Consider the following 17,918-nt stretch of genomic DNA (forward strand, 5'->3'; position numbering starts at 1 on the left):
CCGTCAGAACCGGATCGCGTCGATGACCTTCACCCGCAGCGCGACGATCGCCGGGATGAATCCGGCCACGGCGCCGACCGCGACCGAGGCGATCAGACCGATCATGGCCGCGCGCATCGGGAAGGGCGGGATGTCCTGGATCCCGTAGAACATCGAGGTGACCACCCAGTCCGATCGCAGGACGGCCACGACGATCGCGATCCCGATCACTCCGGCGACCGTCGTGGCGACCAGGCTCTCAAGCAGCACCGAGACGAACACCCGCCCCGAGGTCGCCCCGAACGCCCTGCGCACCCCGATCTCACGCACGCGCTGCCGCATGGCGACGAGCTGGATGTTGATCAGGCTCAGGGCGCCGAGCGCGAGGATGACCCCGGCGATGCCTCCGACGACCATCTCGAACGTCGCCATCGCGTTCACGTTCCCCGGCTGCGCGGCCCAGTCCGAACGGATCACCGTGATGGTCTGCCCCTCGGGGAGACCGGCCCGCAGATCCATCGCGAACACCGGCGCGATCTCGTCGACCCTGCTCTGCGAGACCCACACCTCGTACTGCACCTGGGCGCCTTCCGGGAGGGCGTCGACCCTCGCCCGGTAGGAGTCGAAGAGGAGGTCCACCCGCAGCGAGTCGTCCATGTATCCCTGACGCGGGACGACACCGACCACCTGGTAGGCGCCGCCGGCCGGACCCGCGAGCGACAGCGTCGGATGCTGTGCCAGGGGAACCCTGCCGATCCTCTCCCACAGGGCCTCCGTGATGATCACCGGCGGCGCGAGGGCCTCGACGTCCGCGTCGGCGAGCCAGCGCCCGTCGAGCAGCTCCTCTCGGTGGATCTGCGGGTACACGGGGTCGTACAGCCGTGCGTACACGTCGACGATGCCGTCGGGCAGCGCCACGGGCACGCTGAGCCCCTGCACGACCCTCGCCGCGTGACTGAAGTCGAACCGCGCGGCGGCGCCGGCGACGCGTGCGTCGAAGGCGTCCAGGTCGACGGGTGCGCCGTCCTCGCTCATCTGGCTGACGACCAGGGTCGCTGCGCGCCCACCGGATCTGTCCGACTGCTCCGTCTGATACTGGCGCTGATATTCCGAGAACGCGAAGACCGCGGTGAGCGCCGCGACCGAGACGGCGATGCCGATCAGGCTGAGCAGCACCCGCAGCTTGTGAACCCTGATCTCCGCCCAGGCGTCGGCCAGAGCACCGAGGATGCCGGTCACGATGCCTCCTCCGGTTCGGAGGCGGATGACGGCACGGACGCCGCGAGCGTCGACGCCTCGAAGGCGAGACTGAGGTCGGCCGTCTCCAGGCGTCCGGCATCGAGTCGATAGTGCCGCCGCGCGCGTGCGGCGACGTGGAGATCGTGCGTGATCGTCACGAGCGCGGCATCCGTCTCGGTGGCGACCTCGTCGAGAAGCGCCATGACGGACGCCCCGGTGTCGATGTCGAGCGCGCCGGTGGGCTCGTCCGCGAGGATCAGCACGGGCCGGCGCACCAGCGCCCTGGCGATCGCCACCCGCTGCTGCTCGCCGCCGGAGAGCCGGTCGGCGATCTGTCCGGTGCGATGCCCGAGTCCGACACGCTCGAGCATGTCGGCCGCGATCCGGCGGCGATTCCAGAACAGATGACCGCGTGCGTGCCCGAGCGGCATCATCACGTTGTCGAGCGCCGTCCGCCCCGGGAGCAGGTTGAACTGCTGGAACACGAAGCCGACGTTGTTCCCGCGCAGCCGGTCGAGCCTTCCCGCCCGCATGCGCCGGACCTCCGTGCCCTCGAAGGCGACCGTTCCCGTGGTCGGGGCGTCCAGCATCCCGAGGATGTTCAGGAGGGTCGACTTCCCCGAGCCGGAGCGCCCGACGATCGAGACGTGATCGCCCGCCCCGACCTTGAGGCTGATGCCGCGCAGGATCTCGAGCGTCGAGTCGTCGGCGAGCGTCACGCTCTTGGTGACGTCGTCGAGCCTGACGAGGGTCACCAGTTCGTCCCGCTGTCGCACTGCTCCACCCCTGGTGCGACCTCGTAGCAGTTCTCCTGCACGGGGGCGACGAAGCCGGGGACGAACTGCCTGATCGACTCCCCCTCATCGAGACCCGAGACCACCTCGACGATGGTGCCGTCGTTGACGCCGAGCGTGACGGCGCGCTCCTCGGGGTCGGCGCCGTCTCCGGCATCCACCCACACGTTGCCGCTGCCCGCTCCGCCCTGCACCGCCGTCACCGGGATCACGAGGGCGTCCTCGACCTTCCCGAGTGCGAGATCGAGCGTGGCCGGAAGCCCGGCGAACACGACCTGATCGGTTGGGATCGCGCATCGCACGCTCGCCGTGCCCTCTGGGCTCACTTCGACCCGCACTCCGGTGCAGGTGAAGGGCGCGGGTCCTCCGGTGATCGTGACGGATGCCTCGGTCGGCGCATTCACGAGCCGGTAGAGCTGCACGGGCTCGACGGTGGCGAGCAGGTGATACCGGGCCGGGGTCATCTTGTAGATCTCGGTCCCCACGCTGGTGGGCTGCCCCTTCACGAGCGCGATCTCGGAGATCTCGCCCGCCTCTGGCGCGAGGACGTCGATGTCCTTCTTCGGATCGTCCTGCTTGATCGTGAAGAGCTTCTGACCGGCGGTGACCGTCGCGCCCTCGCCGACGTGCACCGCGGTGACGGCCCCGGTGATCTCGCTGCGCACGGTGAACGCGTCGTCGCGCGCGACGTTGCCGCTGAGCGAGAGCTCGTTGACGACGGATCCCCGTTCGACCGCGATGACCGGATCGGTGATCGCCGCCTCGGGTACGACCGCCGCCACGGTCTGGTCAGGGAAGAACGCGATCTTCACGAGCGCCACAGCAGTCGCGCCGAGCACGATGACGAGAAGGAGAGGGAAGATCCAGCGACGCCAGACGATCACGGCTGCCTTTCCGGCCACGCCACCATGGCGCGCCCGGAGTCAGCATAACCAGAAAATAGTTTCCGGGTATAGAGAAATGTTCAGGCGCGAAGAGCCTCGTGCCTCACGACGAGCCAGCCTGCGGGGACCGACAGCCTGTCGGCGTGCGGCGCGCACAGGTCGTGGGCGTTGGCGTGGTGCGCGATGCCGAGCGGCCCCAGAGCCGCCATCTGATCGCCGTAGTCGTAGGTGAGCGTCGCCACGGCCTCGCGAGCGCAGCCGACCTTCGAGCAGAGTCTTCCGTCCATCACCGCCAGGCTACGTCCGGCGGACGCCGGTCGGGGGATGCCGCGCCGCATGCGGAGGCACACCGCCTAGACTTCTGAACATGCCCCGTCGTCGCGCCGATCGCGCCTCCGCCGCTCCGCGGAGGGGCGCCCGTCACGGCCGACACGGCCGCCTCGGCCGCAGTGAGGTGGTCCGACCTCCCCTCGCCCCGCTCGACGGGCGGATCGACCGGTTCGACCTCACCGTCGGCACGGCGGTGGAGTTCCTGCGCGGCACGTGGACCGAACTGCAGGACGTGCGCTTCGAGATCGGCGCCATGCCGCTGTACGAATCGGGAGACGAGGTGCCCCGCTGGTACCTCGACCGCGACAACCGGCGCATCGTTCTGTTCCGGCTGCCGATCGAGCGGCTGCTGCCGCCCGGTCACGACGACGCAGCCCATCGGCGCATGGCCATAGAGGGCGCCGTGTTCCGCGCAGCGGCGGAGTACGTCGGCCGCGAGCCCTGGGACCTCGGCCACGACCACTGAGCACGCGGCTCAGGGGTAGACGACGACGCTCTTCTCCGCCCCTGCAGGGGGCCACACGGGCCAGACCGCCAGCGCGCCGTCACCGGTCATGGAGACCGACGCGTGCACGGGCGCCGCGCTGCGAACCGAGTAGACGGTGCCGTCGGTCACGTCGACCGACGCCGAAGAGCCAGCGGGCACGGTCACCTGCTCCTCCCCTCCGCCTCCGCCCACCGGGCCGACGGTGACCTGCACGTCCTCGGCCTCGTCATTCGTGAGGACGAGGACGGCGGCAGGGCCCGACGGCACGGCGACGAGAGTCTCACCGGTGAACTCCGGTGCGGGCATCGCCCAGGCGAAGTCGCTGCCAGGACCTGCACCGTCCTGCACGCGCACGCCGGCCAGGACCGCGGACTCCGCGTCGACCTGCACGGTGTAGAGGCCCGGGTCGAGGTCGGGGAGCCCGACATCGGTCGCGACCCCTGCGGGGATGTCCATCTGGAACACCGCCGACGCCTCGACGTCGCCGACCGCACGGATCGTGACGGTGGCCTGGGTCTCGGTCTCCGGCGAGAAGAGCCGCAGCATGTTGGCGGAGCTGTCGTCGCCCTCGTTCTGGAAGATCTGCACCCCGGGGATCACCGGATGCTGCTGCGGGGCGGAGACGGCGTCCTGGAGATCCACGCCGACGGGGTCGAGGGTCTGCATGAGCGACGACTGCAGAACCGCACGGACCGGAGACCCGGTGGCCGTGACATTGACCACGGGAGCAGCGGTGCCGCCGGCGATCGCCGCGAGCGGAAGCGCGACCTGGGCGCCTGCGGGGACGATCGACGTCGTCGACGTGCGCGTGGTCCCGTACACGGTGAGGGTCACGGTGGAGGGCACCGCACCGGGGTTCGTCAGAACGACGAGATCCTCGGCGCCCGTCACGACGGCCCCGCCGATGAGCCAGGACTCCGTGCTCGCCTCGCGGCACGGCGCCGCCGCGAATCCGGAGAGGTCCTCCGCCTGGAGCGTCACCGACTCCGTCGCGCCGATGAGCGGCGCCTTCCGCCCTTCGACGGCCCCGGTCAGACGGCGCACCTCACCGGCGCCCGCGAGGTCTCCCGCGGTCAGCGAGCCGATCTCCGGTTCGCCCTCGGTGCCCTCCATGGTGAAGCGGGGGCTCGCCGCGGAGTCCATGCGGAGCGGATCGGATGTGTCACGCCCGAGCGCGCGGAAGTCGCCGTTGCAGACGAGCACGGTGTCGCCGGGCAGCGGCGTCACCTCCGCCTGCGCGGGTCGGGAGGACACCGACGGCCAAGGCGCGGTGATCGCCACGACCACCCCGGCCACGCAGGCCACGGCCACCGCGGCCCCTGTGAGGAGGCGGGCGCTCGTCGCCACCACGCGGATCGTCCGGTTGCCGCTCATCGTTCCTCCTCCGGCGTCTCGGTGCGATCCCGCACCATCGGCTCGTCCGGCTCCGGCTCCTCACCGGCATCGGTCGGCGCCGTCTCTGCGCCGGCATCCGTCGGCTGCGGGTCATCGACCGGCTCCGGATCCTGAGTCGCGCGATCATCGGGTGCGGGCTCGCCCGCGGGGTAGGCGTCTTCGAACTCCCTGTCCTCCGCGTGTCGCGGCAGAACCATCGGCTCGTCCGGCGTGCGTCCCGCGATGCGCGACTGCGCACGGGCCGCGCGGCGGGAGGAGCGCGTGGGGATGGAGAGCAGCAGCGCGGCGAAGACCAGCACCAGTTGCACCGTCGTGACGAGGCGCGCCGTCGCGTGCTCGCTCGCGGAGGGCTCGGCCCGATCGGCGGCATCCGCTTCGAGGTGCCAGAGCACGCCGCGCGCGGTGTTGCCGGCCTGCACGAAGCCCGCCCGCTGATCGAGGGCGGTGACCGCCGACGTGCGGAGCGTGAGCGCGCGATCCCCCTCCCCGTCTGCGACCTTCGCGAGGAGGACGTATCCGATCCCGAGTTCTCCGAGCTTCCCCGCGGCGTCGAAATCGCGCGCCGAGAGCAGATCGACGGAGAGCGTGGTGATGTCGGTTCCGCGGATGTCGGTCGCTGTCGTCAGCATCGTGCTCTGCGCTCCGAGCGTCTCGCTGACGCCCCAGGCGACCTCCGCCGCGAGACCTCCGTCGTTCTGCGGGGTGAGGACGAGCGTTCCGACCGGCTTCTCGCCCTCCGCCTGCGCCGCCACATATGCGGGGAGCGTCGAGGAGGGACCGTCGGTGAGCACCGGCTTTTCGCCGTGGAACGAGAGCAGCGACGGTACGGCGCAGACGAGGACGGCGAGGGCGGATACGACCGCGGCGACGACGCGCACGCGGGGCATCGTGAGCATGGTGTCGAGCGTGACGAGAGCGGCCCCGGTCAGGCCGATCCAGGCGAGGCTGAGTCCGGCCCCGGGCCAGATCGCGACGGGAGTCCCCTGGGCGAAGGAGACGGCGATGCCGACGGCCAGGAACGCGGTCGCGAGCCCCGCCAGCGAGACGACGAGCAGCGTGATCCCGGCCCGCCATCGCGGTGCCACGGCCGAGGCGAGCGCCAGGAGCGCGAGCGGGGCGAGCAGGACGCCCGCCCATGTGCCCAGCGGCGTTCCCACCACGGCGGTCCAGTCTCCGAACGATGCCGTGGGGAAGCCGGTGGCGAGGGCGAGGCGCCCTGCGGCGTCGGCGCCGGCCTGCGGACCCGCCCAGATCTGACCGGGATCGCCGAGGAGAGCGAGGATGCTGCCGTGCCGGAGCTGCCAGATGACGATCGGCGCGAACAGTGCGATCGCGGGCACCGGCAGCCAGAGCAGCCGCACCGCGCCCCGGATGCGTGCGCCGCCGAGGGTGATGCCGATCGCGACCACCCAGAGCAGGAGCAGGGCCGGGGCGAGAGAGGGCGAGCAGGCGGCGACCGCTGCGAAGAGGAGGGATGCCGCGCCTGCTGCTCCCCAGGAGCGGTGCGCGACGACGGCGGAGTGGAAGAGCCAGGGAAGCAGCAGGTGGACCAGGACGCCGGTGGGACGCCCGTCCATGAGCGCGGCGAGGAAGGTGGGCGCGAGCGCCCAGACGACGCCGGCGAAGATCCGCAGCCCGGAGCGATCCGTCACCCGGGTGGCCGCGAACCAGCCGCCGAGGACGGCGAGCGGCAGAGCGAGGATCCACAGCAGCACGAGCGAGAAGGACGGTCCGGCCGGCCACAGGGAGCCGAGGACGGCGACGACGGCCGCGAACGGATCCGCCGGTCCGATCAGGTCGACGCCGACGCCGCGCAGGCCCCACGCCGCATCCGCCCACAGCGCCGCGACCGTCGTGCGCAAGGGCAGCAGAGCGCCGCCGCCCAGCACGGGCCAGGCGAGGAGGGTCGTGAACGTCGCGATGCTCACCACGAGAGCTGCGAGCACGGCCCAGGCCCCACCACCCGAGAAGAAGCGGAGTTCGCTGACCGCGCCGCCCTCGCTTCCGTGGCCGTCGTCCAGCCTGCGCCGGAGGTCGCCACGGGTGACGCGGAGAGGGGCGACGCTCGCCCAGCTCGATGTGCGGAAGGAGCGGATGCCGCGCCGCGAGCGGCTGACGGCGCCGAAGCGGAACATCGCGGTCAGCGCTGCTCCCCATTCCGGAGCGACGGCCTCAGGGCGTTTTCCGATGAGATGGGTGATCGACCGCCAGAGAGCGAGAGGAAGCAGGGTCAGCCAGTGGAGCGGGAGCGCGATCGCCGGCGCGTAGGCGAGACGCCGATGCAGCTGGGCCGTCCTGGTCGCGTACGCACGACGGGCGCCCCCTGCAGGCAGCGCGGCAGGACCGTCGGGTGAGACGGCGATGCGCGCGGAGGGCGTGAGGACGACACGGCCCCCGCCGAGACGCGCGCGCACGCCGAGGTCGAGGCCTTCGTCCGCCCCCGCGAGCGCGCGATCCGGCCGGAGGGCGTCGCGCACCTCCCCGCGGATCAGGATGCCGCGGATGTCGGCCCCCAGCGCATCGTCCCTGCCGTCGTGCTGCCCCTGATCCAGCTCGCCCGCGGCGAGTTCCACGGAGCGCCCGAGGGCGGTCATGCCCACGCCGAGCGAGACGATCTCCCGATCGTCGTCGGTCTGCACCAGTTTCGGCGCGATGATCGCCGCCGACGGCGAGCGCTCGAGACTGCCGACGAGGCGTTCGAGCGCACGGGGGTGAGGCGCGGTGTCCTGAGCGAGCAGCCAGATCGCGCTGCCCTCCAGTACACGAGGACGTGCGAGCTCGACGGCGTCGGCGAACGACGTGCCGCTGCGGGCTGCGATGATCCCCTCGACCGTGGCCGCGACGACCTCGCTCTGGCGGATGGATCCGGCATCACCGCACACAACGAGCGTGATCGCCGCGGGCGGGGTCGACTGAGCGCGCAGTGCGTCCAGGGTGCGGAGCAGTTGGGCACGGGCCGATGATCCGGGGCGCGCGACGATGATGGCGTGTACTCGGGCTGGCATGACGTCGTCAGCCTAAGCGCGCACAAGGGGCGGCTGGAGCAGCGGGTGCGGCGCGCCCGCGAAGCGGTGATGCGCGATGCGGTGGATCAGCTGGCGCGGCGCTTGAGCTTCCGGCGCTCGCGCTCGGAGAGTCCGCCCCAGATGCCGAAGCGCTCATCGTTGTTGAGCGCGTACTCGAGGCACTCGCCGCGGACGTCGCAGGAGGTGCAGATCCTCTTCGCGTCACGCGTGGATCCGCCCTTCTCGGGGAAGAACGCCTCCGGGTCGGTCTGCGCGCACAGTGCGTCGCTCTGCCAGGCGAGGGCGTTGTCGTCGTCAGCCTGGACACTGCGAACCCCTGGAACTCCGAGGTTGACCGGGTCGACGAACCAGTTCTCCGGTACCTCGGAACGGTATCCCGTCATGTCGATCCCTCCAACCCTTGTCTCCGCCCCCCGGCGGGCCGTGCTCAACTAATTACACCCGTGTCATTCGCTGCGGTCAAGTCGCGGATGGTAAACCCTCAATCAGATCTTGAAGGTTCTTGACGGCGCATCGGCGTGTCGCGATCAGCGCCCGGGGGTCGCGATGAAGGCCTCACCATCGCCCGAGATCGTCAGGGCGGTCTCCTCGACGCCTGCGAATGCCACGGCGCCGACGGCGACGTCGACGCTCTCCCCATCCGCCGTGCTCGCCGACACCCGACCGCCGGTCGCGAGCACCATCGTCGGACCCGACACCTCGACGCGCACCGGGGTTCCGCTCAGCACGACACGACGCAGGGCGAAGTCCGGCACGTCGACCGGGTAGTCGGTGATCGTTCCGTCGGATGCGGGACGAAGAACCGGCACCTCCCCCGGCGTCGTGTCGAGGATGGACAGCAGCTCGGCGACGTCGATGTGCTTGGGCGTGAGGCCGCCGCGCAGGACGTTGTCGCTCGCGGCCATGATCTCGACGCCGAGGCCCGAGACGTACGCGTGCAGGAGCCCCGCTCTCAGGAAGAGACCCTCGCCCCTGGACAGCACGACGTGATTCATCAGCAGTGCGACGACCACACCGGGGTCACCGGGGTAGCTGTCGGCGATACCGGCGATCGCACGCAGTCCCTCGGCCCACTCCCCCGTGCTCGTCGCGGCGGCGTGGCGCACCGCAGCGATGATCTCGTCCACTTCGGTGCGCGCGTCACCCGACAGCAGCCATCCGATCGCGTCGCGCAGCACGTCCCCCTCGGCGAGGAGCCGATCCCGAAGCGCGGCGACGCCGGGGCCGTCGCCGAGCAGCGCGAGCAGCCGCAGCGTGTCGCCCACGGGACGCAGCCCGCTCAGCGACTCGAAACGCTCGCTCAGCGCGACGATCAGCTCCGGCTTGTGGTTGTCGTCGCGGTAGTTGCGTCGCGGGTCGGCGGCATCCATCCCGGCTTCCCTCGCCCACCCCGCCTGCGCCTGCGCGATCGTGGGGTGCACCTGGATCGACAGCGGCGAAGCCGCGGCCAACAGTTTCAGCAGATAGGGCAGCGAGCCGCCGGTCACGGCGTCGAGCGTCCCTCCGCCTGCCACGTCAGCTGGGTCGCCGGGGTGGTCGCCGAACCACACCTCGGCCTCGGGACCCGCTGCGGGATCACGGCCTTCGAGAGCGGCGAGGAGAGTACGGGATCCCCAGGCGTAGTCGCGGGGCGTGTTCGACAGGCTCAGCAGCATGCCCCCAGCGTAGAGCCACGGAAGCCGCTCGCGAGAAAGGACGCCGCGCTCAGGTGAGAGTCCAGCCCGGCGCGGTAGCCTGAACGCGATGGCGCAGTACACGAAGCACCCGATCTCCGCCCCGCCCACCGCGCCAGAGCGCGAGTCGACGGGGCATCTCCTGCTGCGCGGCTACATCATCCTCGTGATGTTCGCGACCTTCGCGCACTCCGCGGTGTACAACCTCCTCGGCATGGAGGGAGCGGGCATCACGCTGGGCGTGTTCCTCGTCGCGACGCTCGCGATCGGCATCCCGATGCTCGCGAGGAATCGCCCGCAGACGTTCGCCTGGCGACGGCTCCCGTGGTCCGCGATCGGCTACACCGTGCTCGCACTGGCCTCGCTCGCGTGGTCGCGCTGGCCCTTCGCGACGGCGATCACCTGGGTCCTGCTCGCCACGGTGACGGTGAACGCCCTCTTCATCGCCCATGTCCTGACCTGGCGCGAGATCATCCGCGCGATGGCGTCCGCCTTCAAGTGGATCCTCGGGCTTTCGCTCCTCCTGGAGCTCTGGGTGTCGCTGGTCGTCAAGGCTCCGCTTCTCCCCAACTTCGCCGACCTGCCGGAGGGCAAGCTCGACCCGCAGTGGTACTGGGTGCGCGGCAACCTCTTCGACGGCGGGCGCCTCCAGGGCATCGTCGGCAACGCGAACCTGCTGGGAATCATCAGCCTGTTCGCCCTGCTCACCTTCGGCGTCCTGTTCGCCGCCCGGGCCCGCTGGCGCACCACGCTCGCGCTGTGGATGCTGCTGGCCGCGTTCTTCCTGCTCCGCGCCTCGTCGGCGACGGCGTTCGCCTGCGCCGCTGCCGCAGCCGTCGTCCTCGTCGTCGCGCTTCTGATGCGTCGCGCGAAGTCCCCCGGCGCCCGCACCCGGCTCTACGTGGTCTTCCTCGGCGGCGGGGCCATCGCGGCGGCCGCGGTCTGGTTCCTCCAGAAGCCCCTGCTCGCCCTCCTCGGCCGCGACTCCGACCTCACCGGACGCTCGAACAAGATCTGGACCGCCGTCATCGAGCGCGCGTCCGAGCATCCGGTCTTCGGCAACGGTTTCTCGAGCCCCTGGCTCCCCACCGATCCCGCATTCGCGGGGTGGATCGAAGACCACGACATCACCGTGTTCCACGCCCACAACATGTGGCTCGACGTGTTCATGCAGCTCGGCGTCGTCGGTCTCGTCCTCGTGGCGATCGCGTTCCTCAGCCTGCTCTGGCGCTCCTGGTTCTTCGCGATCGACCGCCCGCGGTGGGATCTCGCGTCCGACCGCGAGTACTCTCCGCTGACGCTGCTGCCGAGCCTGCTCACCGTCGCGCTGCTCGTGCAGGGCCTCACCGAGTCGACCCCGATCATGCTCTGGGGGTGGATGCTGCTCATCCTGCTGTCGTTCAAGATCAAGACCACGCCGCTCGTCGGCATCGGCGAGCGGGAGCACGTGATCGAGCGGGGCGAGCGGCGCCGGCGGGTGCCGTGACGCCGGGTCAGCGCATGAGGCGGCTGCTCACCTCCGCCGAGATGGCCAGGGCCTTCACGATCGCGGTGCTCGCCGCCGTGTTCTCGGCGTTCACGATCGAGCGGATGTCGTCGCCGGTGACCCAGGCGACGATCCTCGCCGTGCTGTGCGCGATCGGCGCGGCCATCCTCTGGGTGCGGAGAGAGGAGCTGTCGCTGCTGCGACTCGCCCCCACCTCCCTTCTCGTCTTCCTCGCTTGGGCGCTCGTCAGCGTCCTCTGGACCACCGACCGGTCCGACACGCTGTTCGGCTGGATGGCGCTGTTCGGATACGGCTTCCTCGCCATCACGGTCGGGCACATCCGGGACACCCTGCAGACCGTGCGGGCACTCGGCGACACGCTGCGCGTGCTGCTGCTCATCTCGCTCGGGCTGGAGATCCTGTCGGGGGTCCTCCTCGACATCCCGTTCACGTTCCTCGGCATCCAGGGCGACCTCGCCAGCGGCGGTCCGGTGCAGGGCATCTTCGGCAGCCGCAACATGCTGGGCTTCGTCACGGTCATCGCTCTGATCACTTTCGTGATCGAATGGCGCTCCCAATCCCTCACCTCCCGCATCGCGATCCCCTCCATCGCCCTCGCCGCCATGCTGGCCATCCTCTCGGCCTCCCCCACCGTGCTGGTCCTCGCCCTCGCCGTCGGCGTCGTCACCGTCGCGCTTACGATCGTGCGGCACGCCCCCGCAGAGCGACGCAACATCGTGCAGTGGGTGCTCGGCGTCCTCGTCGCGCTGGCGCTCGCCGCCGCGTTCGCGCTGCGGCATCCGATCATCGCGCTGATGGACGCCGGCTCCGACTTCTCCATCCGGGCGACGCTGTGGAACACGATCCTCGACTTCAGCGCGGTGAAGCCGATCCAGGGCTGGGGCTGGTTCGGCTCCTGGGCACGCGGCGAGTACCCCTTCACCTACATCAACTTCCAGCTCGACGACCACCACCAGAGCGCCCTCAACTCCTACTTCGATGTGCTGCTGCAGCTCGGCGCCGCAGGTCTGGTGCTGTTCCTGCTGCTCGGCGGAGTCGCCCTGGTGCGCTCCTGGCTCGTGGCCAGCGTGCGTCGTTCGGTCGTGTACGCCTGGACGCCCCTCATGCTCGTGACTCTGGCGGTCGAGTCCATGTTCGAGAGCTTCACGATCGTCGGGGCCGGCTGGTTCATGCTCGTCCTGTGCGCGCTGCGCGCCGGGCAGTCGCGCTCCTGGCGAGAGAACATCGACGCCGCCCAGACCGGCGTGATCCCCACCCTGCGCGCCGAGGGCTGAGTGCCCCGCCGCGCCCTCGGGGGATTCTGAACTGCGCCGGGTAGGCTTGAGATCGCTCGCGGCGTCCTGCGGGCCGAAAGCTTTCGGAGATCCCACTCGTGACCAACGTCCCCTTCGACCCGGCATCCGCGACGATCGTCATCGTCACGTTCAACCGCTCGCACCTCCTCACCGGCCTGCTCGAGAGCATCATCACGATGGATCCGAAGCCCGGCCACGTCGTGATCATCGACAACGCCTCATCCGATGACACCACCGAGGTCGTCGACTCCTTCCGTCCGCGGCTGGGCACCGAACTGGTCTATCGCCGCCTCGACACCAACACCGGCGGATCCGGCGGATTCAGCGAGGGCATGCGCACCGCGTACGAACTCGGGTCCGAATGGATCTGGATGATGGATGACGACGTCGAGGTCCTGCCGGACGGCCTGGCGAAGATGGGCAAGTGGGCACCTCGGTTCAAGAGCATCCAGGGACGCCGCTACGACTACGACGGCAGCGAGTTCTACTGGCAGTACCGCATCGCCGAACGGATGGGCATCCCTATCCCGTTCGCACCCTCCGGATTCGACGGCTCCGGCTTCAAGGAGATGAACAGCGGCTGCTTCGAGGGCATGTTCATCCACCGTTCGATCGTGACGCAGATCGGACTCCCCGACCCCCGGTTCTTCATCTACTGGGATGACCAGATGTACGGCTGGCTCGCTTCCCGCAAGACCACTGCCGTCATCGTCGACGAGTTCGTCCTGCGCCGCACCCGCGAGATCAAGCAGTGGGACATGGGCATCCGCCACATGAACGCCTCGAGCAACGCGTACCGCTTCTACATCATGCGCAACCGCGCGTACATCAAGAAGTACTACCGCGTGCACGGCAACTACAACCCGGTACTCTTCGGTCTCGGCACGTCGATGACGTTCGCGAAGGAGCTCATCCGGCTCTTCTTCGTCGAGCGCACGGTGCGCGGAACCAGCAACCTCTTCCGCGGGCTGAAGGAGGGCGGCCGGCTCAGCCGCGATCGCTCCTGGCAGCCCATGGCGCCACTGGAGGCATGACGATGAGCGAAGAACCGCAGCCCGAGCTCCGCTGGGCGCCGATCCCGCCCAAGCCGTCCCGCAAGGGACGCGTGTGGCTCGTGATCGGCCTCGTGGTCGCCGCTCTGCTGATCGTCGGCGTTCTGCTGTTCTTCCTCCTCCCCCGCGGCGAGACCCCTTCGCCTGGTGCGAGTGCGACCTCCTCTCCCACTCCGTCGTCTGCCGAGACTCCGATTCCTTCGTCCTCGCCGACGTCTTCTCCCTCGATCCCTCCCGTGAGCACGCCTCCCACGGCGGATCCGACCGTCGACGCGTTCCGGCAGCAAGTCGGCGGCTGGCTCGGAGATGCAGGGCGCGGTCTCGATATCATCGCCCAAGCAGGCGGACAGGATGCCCTGTCCGTGATCGACACTCTCCAGGAGGACGGGCAGCGACTGTCGGATGCGCAAGCACCTTCATCCATCGAGCAGTCATGGCGCGACGGCGTCGACGCCTATGTGCAGAAGCTCGCCGCTCTCCGCACCGCGGTCGTCTCGGGCGGCGCTACGTCCGGAGCGGTCGATGATGCACGCAGCGCGGCAAACTCTCTCGTTGCGCTCGTCGGCCTCTGAGCCGCACACAGACCACACGACGCGGTGAGGCCGCTCACCGCGTCTCTGGCCCTCGCATGGACTCGCGCATGACCTCTTCGCCTCGGGTTGAGGCGCGTCGCACGCTCGCCCTGTGGGTCTCTCCGCCTCGCCTCTGACGACGATTCCGAACCGACGAAGCGTCCCGCGAGGTGGCGAAGCGCAGAAACGGTACTACCCGCGCTGATAGATCGTTGTTCCCGAGGCGCCGACCGGCTCTACGACAGGCCGCCACCCCAGATCCTCGAGGTCACCAGGTACCTCTTCGGGCACGCTCGCGGAAATGGAGATGAAGTCTGACCCGTACTTGTCTGCGGCAGCGACGAGCTCTTCCGCAGACATCGCGTCATACAGGAGTGGACCAACGCACTGCTGCCAGCCCCCGAGATCGTCCAAACGATCGTTCCACTGCGTCCACGCCTCGCCGCCGTAGGGCACATCCTTGCAATCCACGACAACCGCGCGCTGCGTGACGAGCTTCACCCATTCCGTCCGCGGGGACGCGATGATGATCTCCCCTGTCGGCACGGCGTCTCGAACGTTCTCGCCCCACGTGCGGAGGTTGGGATCCGAGATGAACGCGAACTGAGGGGTGCGGACGGTCATGCCGCCGTTGAGGGCATTTGCGAGGACGAGGAGGACGCCGAAAGACAGTGCAGACAACGAGACGATGTTCGAATGCGAGTGACGGCCACTTCGCCGCTGAATCATGGCCCATGCCACGACACCGAGCGCGACCAGCCCGAACAGGACGAGGCGGACCTTCAGGTTGCCTGGCCACCCGATCCCGAGAATCAGAGCCCCGAAGCCGAAGAGCCAGACGAACAGGATGGGCAATGATGTACGTCGTGACATCCGTCCGATAAAGGGCACGAAGGCCCCCCAGAGTGCGAACGGGAGCAGGACCGCACCAAGACGATAGACGTTGACCCCCTGCGCGAGTTCCCCGAAGAAGGGGATGCGGAGAGCGTCGGCGATGAACCCCAGCGTGTAGCCGAGTGCTGCCAACCCCACCGTGGCGAGCCAGAGCGGAACCTGCTTGGGGGGCATCAGCGTGACGGTGAGCACGCACAGAACCACGAGACCCAGCGCAGAGAGCTGATCCTGCCACCCCCACAGATGAGCCGAGCAGTGGTAGGGGATGATCTGGTCGCAGATCTTGACGAAGTCCTTGAGGTTCGAAGCGACCGGCCGAATGATCAGCCCGAAAGCCACGGCGGCTCCGGTCAGGCCGAGAGCTCCCGCCAATCTCCAGTCGATGCGGCGCTCGGTGATGAAGTATGCGACGAGCGCTCCGACCAACAGCACTGCAGCGATCGATCCCTGCTGCACATGTACGACGGCGATGAGCGGAGCGATCACCATCGCGAGAACGCGGCGCTGCGTGAGGAAGCAGGCGATGAGCAGATAGATCAGGTTGCCGGACAGCACAGCGGGGAGCGCGACCGCGATAACGGGCGACCCGGTACCACCGACCATCCACGAGGACATGCCTGCGAAGAGGGTCACGCCGATACCGACGCTCCATGGTGCGGACGGTGCGAATCTGAAGGCAAGCATCGTCGTGGCCGTCGCGAACGCGAGGAGCCCGCACGCCCAGTACAGCGCGTAGACGGCAGAGAGCACGCCGAGGGACTCACCGGCGAACGTGATGAAATCGAAGAACCAGTGCGGTTGGGGCGCCGCCTCCATGAACCAGTCATTCGCGAACGCACCAGGGTGCGCCCAGCTGATTCCCTCCGGTGACAGGACGAAATGATCGCCCCACCCGGCTGTGTAGCCGTTCCCGATGTTGCTCCAGATCTCCAGCGTCCCCAGGATCACAGTGAGAAGCCCGATTAGACCGTACCTCCGGAGGAAGTATGCCCTCCGAGAGACTTGTCCGTGCGTCTCGGCCGTCTCAACGTTCTCGTTCTGCATCGCCGTGGTTCTTCCAAACTTGCTCATGTGTGTTCGACGACGTCGGACTCACGCGCCGTGAAGAGCCTACCCAATCCTCGCGCGTAGCTACTGTGAGGAACGATTGGCGCTGTCCGAGTTGTATCGCCCGAGGACCTCGGAGATCGGCCCATCGAGGACGAGCGCTCCCTTGTCCAGGTAGAGCCCTCGAGTGCAGAACCGGCGCAGATCACGTTCGTTGTGGCTGACGAAGAACAGCGTGCGCCCGTCTGCGAGAAGCTCGTCGATGCGCCGATAGCACTTGTCGCGGAAGGACTTGTCGCCGACGGCGAGGACTTCGTCCACGAGCAGGATTGGCTCATCAAGCTGCGAGACCACCGAGAACGCCAGGCGCACCTTCATCCCGTTCGAAAGGTGCTTGTAGGGAGTCTCCTCGAAGCCCGCGAGCTCCGCGAATCCGATGATCTCGTCGTAACGCCGAGAGACCTCCTCCCGCGACATGCCGTGAAGCCCCGCGGTGAGCCGCACGTTCTCGCGCACCGTGAGGTCTCCGACGAAGCCCCCGGTGATCTCGATGAGGGGCGCGACCCCGCCATTGACGCGGACAGTCCCTTCATCGGGGAGGAGAACACCTGCAACGAGGCGCAGAAGCGTCGATTTGCCTTGGCCGTTGCGACCGACGACGCCGATCGACTCTCCCTTCGCCACCGTGAAGGACACTCTCCTCAGCGCCCAGAACTCGCCCGGAAGAGAACGCCTCGACGCCCCGGCGAACATGTCTTTGAAGCTGCGCCTCCCCCGCCTGTTCCGACGAAAGCGCACGCCCAGACCCTCGACTTCAATGGCAGTCGACATCACAGCTCCTTCAGGACCGGACGCTCGAGCGCGCGGAACACCCACGCGCCGAGGCCCAGGATCGCCACGCTCATGACCACGCTCACACTCAACGCGAACGGGTTCCACTGCTCGGGGAAGAACGGCATCCGGTACAACATCAAGATGCCGGCAAGGGGGTTGAAGGCGCCCAGAGTCTGCGCGACGCCCGGAAGGTCGGTGACGTTGTAGATGATCGGCGTCGCATAGAACATCGCGCGAAGCACCAGCGCGGTCGTGCGTTCGAGGTCCACGTAGAGCACGCACAGCGGCGCGACGAGGAGTCCGAGTCCTACGAGGAGGATCGTCTGCAGAATCATTGCCACGGGCATCCACAGAATCCCCCATCCGATCTGCACGACCTGCGCCGGCTCCTTCTCGAAGATCAGGTTCGCGACGATGAAGACGACGAGGACCGGAAGGGAGAACAGGTATTCCATACCCTTGCTGAGCACGATGCGATTGACCCAGATCGACCTGGGTATCGCGGTCGATCTGACGAGTCGCGCATCTTTCTTGAACGCACGCGTGAAGTCGGAGACGGAAGCGTTGAACCACACCCATGGCAGCAACGCGCTGATGAGGAAGACGATGTACGGCTCCTCGCCAACATCTCGATGGAAGACCTGCGTGAACACGAACCAGTAGATCGCGCTCATCACCAGCGGATCCAGCACCGACCATAGGTAGCCCAGAAGACTGGTCGAGTAGCGGACTTTGAGATCTCGAGCGGACAGAAGCCACAACGAGTGCATGTATCGCCGAGGAGTCCCCGGCGCCCCGGTCATGGCCCTGCTCATGCTGCCTCAGTCCCTCGCTTGGGTGAGCATCCCTCGATACCCGCGAACACCTCAGATGGCCGCCGAACGCGAACGGGTCGCGGCAATCTCGAAGC

Annotated in this window: 16 protein-coding genes; 5 read left to right on the forward strand and 11 right to left on the reverse strand. The window is 68.6% G+C overall.

What is annotated here, in order from left to right:
• Nucleotides 1-3: 3 nt before the first annotated feature.
• The 4 genes from CQ047_RS01255 to CQ047_RS01270 all read right to left on the reverse strand — a co-directional run bounded on the left by CQ047_RS01255 (nucleotide 4) and on the right by CQ047_RS01270 (nucleotide 3,183).
• Nucleotides 4-1,218, reverse strand: a complete 1,215-nt coding sequence (locus CQ047_RS01255) for an ABC transporter permease (protein WP_105672469.1) — start codon at nucleotides 1,216-1,218, stop codon at nucleotides 4-6.
• A complete protein-coding gene (locus tag CQ047_RS01260) occupies nucleotides 1,215-1,973 on the reverse strand; it encodes an ABC transporter ATP-binding protein (RefSeq protein ID WP_105672470.1) in 759 nt (252 codons plus the stop codon). Before CQ047_RS01260 ends, CQ047_RS01255 begins: the two co-directional genes overlap by 4 nt.
• Nucleotides 1,970-2,914, reverse strand: a complete 945-nt coding sequence (locus CQ047_RS01265) for an efflux RND transporter periplasmic adaptor subunit (protein ID WP_258132422.1) — start codon at nucleotides 2,912-2,914, stop codon at nucleotides 1,970-1,972. The genes CQ047_RS01260 and CQ047_RS01265 overlap by 4 nt, the downstream gene beginning before the upstream one ends.
• A 62-nt stretch (nucleotides 2,915-2,976) precedes the next feature.
• Entirely contained in the window at nucleotides 2,977-3,183 is a 207-nt protein-coding gene (locus CQ047_RS01270) for a DUF3499 family protein (RefSeq protein ID WP_105672472.1), read from the reverse strand.
• Nucleotides 3,184-3,263: 80 nt separating this feature from the next.
• On the opposite strand from CQ047_RS01270, the gene CQ047_RS01275 reads away from it, so the two are divergent.
• On the forward strand, nucleotides 3,264-3,692 hold the full coding sequence (locus CQ047_RS01275) for a hypothetical protein (protein ID WP_223586695.1): 429 nt from the start codon (nucleotides 3,264-3,266) through the stop codon (nucleotides 3,690-3,692).
• Between the two features lie 9 nt (nucleotides 3,693-3,701).
• Here CQ047_RS01275 and CQ047_RS01280 read toward each other — a convergent pair whose 3' ends face one another.
• From CQ047_RS01280 to manA, 4 genes are all read right to left on the reverse strand, one after another.
• Nucleotides 3,702-5,087 carry a DUF5719 family protein gene (locus CQ047_RS01280; protein WP_105672474.1) on the reverse strand — a complete coding sequence of 462 codons (1,386 nt, stop codon included), beginning with the start codon at nucleotides 5,085-5,087 and terminating at the stop codon, nucleotides 3,702-3,704.
• Nucleotides 5,084-8,113: a glycosyltransferase gene (locus CQ047_RS01285; protein WP_105672475.1), complete on the reverse strand. Its 3,030-nt coding sequence runs from the start codon at nucleotides 8,111-8,113 to the stop codon at nucleotides 5,084-5,086. Before CQ047_RS01285 ends, CQ047_RS01280 begins: the two co-directional genes overlap by 4 nt.
• A gap of 86 nt (nucleotides 8,114-8,199) precedes the next feature.
• The gene (locus CQ047_RS19025; protein ID WP_105672476.1) at nucleotides 8,200-8,517 is read right to left on the reverse strand and encodes a WhiB family transcriptional regulator; all 318 of its coding nucleotides are present in this window, start codon (nucleotides 8,515-8,517) and stop codon (nucleotides 8,200-8,202) included.
• Between the two features lie 144 nt (nucleotides 8,518-8,661).
• Complete coding sequence (gene manA / locus CQ047_RS01295) at nucleotides 8,662-9,789, reverse strand: mannose-6-phosphate isomerase, class I (RefSeq protein ID WP_105672477.1); 1,128 nt, start codon at nucleotides 9,787-9,789, stop codon at nucleotides 8,662-8,664.
• A gap of 88 nt (nucleotides 9,790-9,877) precedes the next feature.
• Between manA and CQ047_RS01300 the strand changes: the two genes are divergently transcribed.
• From CQ047_RS01300 to CQ047_RS01315, 4 genes are all read left to right on the forward strand, one after another.
• On the forward strand, nucleotides 9,878-11,293 hold the full coding sequence (locus CQ047_RS01300) for an O-antigen ligase (RefSeq protein WP_105672478.1): 1,416 nt from the start codon (nucleotides 9,878-9,880) through the stop codon (nucleotides 11,291-11,293).
• A gap of 14 nt (nucleotides 11,294-11,307) precedes the next feature.
• Nucleotides 11,308-12,588 carry an O-antigen ligase family protein gene (locus CQ047_RS01305; protein WP_258132423.1) on the forward strand — a complete coding sequence of 427 codons (1,281 nt, stop codon included), beginning with the start codon at nucleotides 11,308-11,310 and terminating at the stop codon, nucleotides 12,586-12,588.
• A 98-nt stretch (nucleotides 12,589-12,686) separates the two neighbouring features.
• Nucleotides 12,687-13,643, forward strand: coding sequence for a glycosyltransferase family 2 protein (locus tag CQ047_RS01310; RefSeq protein WP_105672480.1), 957 nt, complete (start codon nucleotides 12,687-12,689; stop codon nucleotides 13,641-13,643).
• A gap of 2 nt (nucleotides 13,644-13,645) precedes the next feature.
• Complete coding sequence (locus CQ047_RS01315) at nucleotides 13,646-14,233, forward strand: hypothetical protein (protein ID WP_105672612.1); 588 nt, start codon at nucleotides 13,646-13,648, stop codon at nucleotides 14,231-14,233.
• Between the two features lie 192 nt (nucleotides 14,234-14,425).
• Here CQ047_RS01315 and CQ047_RS01320 read toward each other — a convergent pair whose 3' ends face one another.
• From CQ047_RS01320 to CQ047_RS01330, 3 genes are all read right to left on the reverse strand, one after another.
• A complete protein-coding gene (locus CQ047_RS01320) occupies nucleotides 14,426-16,171 on the reverse strand; it encodes a DUF6798 domain-containing protein (RefSeq protein WP_146114246.1) in 1,746 nt (581 codons plus the stop codon).
• Nucleotides 16,172-16,258: 87 nt separating this feature from the next.
• A complete protein-coding gene (locus tag CQ047_RS01325; protein ID WP_105672482.1) occupies nucleotides 16,259-17,005 on the reverse strand; it encodes an ABC transporter ATP-binding protein in 747 nt (248 codons plus the stop codon).
• Nucleotides 17,005-17,823 carry an ABC transporter permease gene (locus CQ047_RS01330; RefSeq protein ID WP_105672483.1) on the reverse strand — a complete coding sequence of 273 codons (819 nt, stop codon included), beginning with the start codon at nucleotides 17,821-17,823 and terminating at the stop codon, nucleotides 17,005-17,007. The genes CQ047_RS01325 and CQ047_RS01330 overlap by 1 nt, the downstream gene beginning before the upstream one ends.
• Nucleotides 17,824-17,918 lie beyond the last annotated feature (95 nt).

It is taken from the genome of Microbacterium sp. MYb72 (assembly GCF_002979415.1).
In the GTDB taxonomy this organism is placed as follows: Bacteria; Actinomycetota; Actinomycetes; order Actinomycetales; family Microbacteriaceae; genus Microbacterium; species Microbacterium natoriense.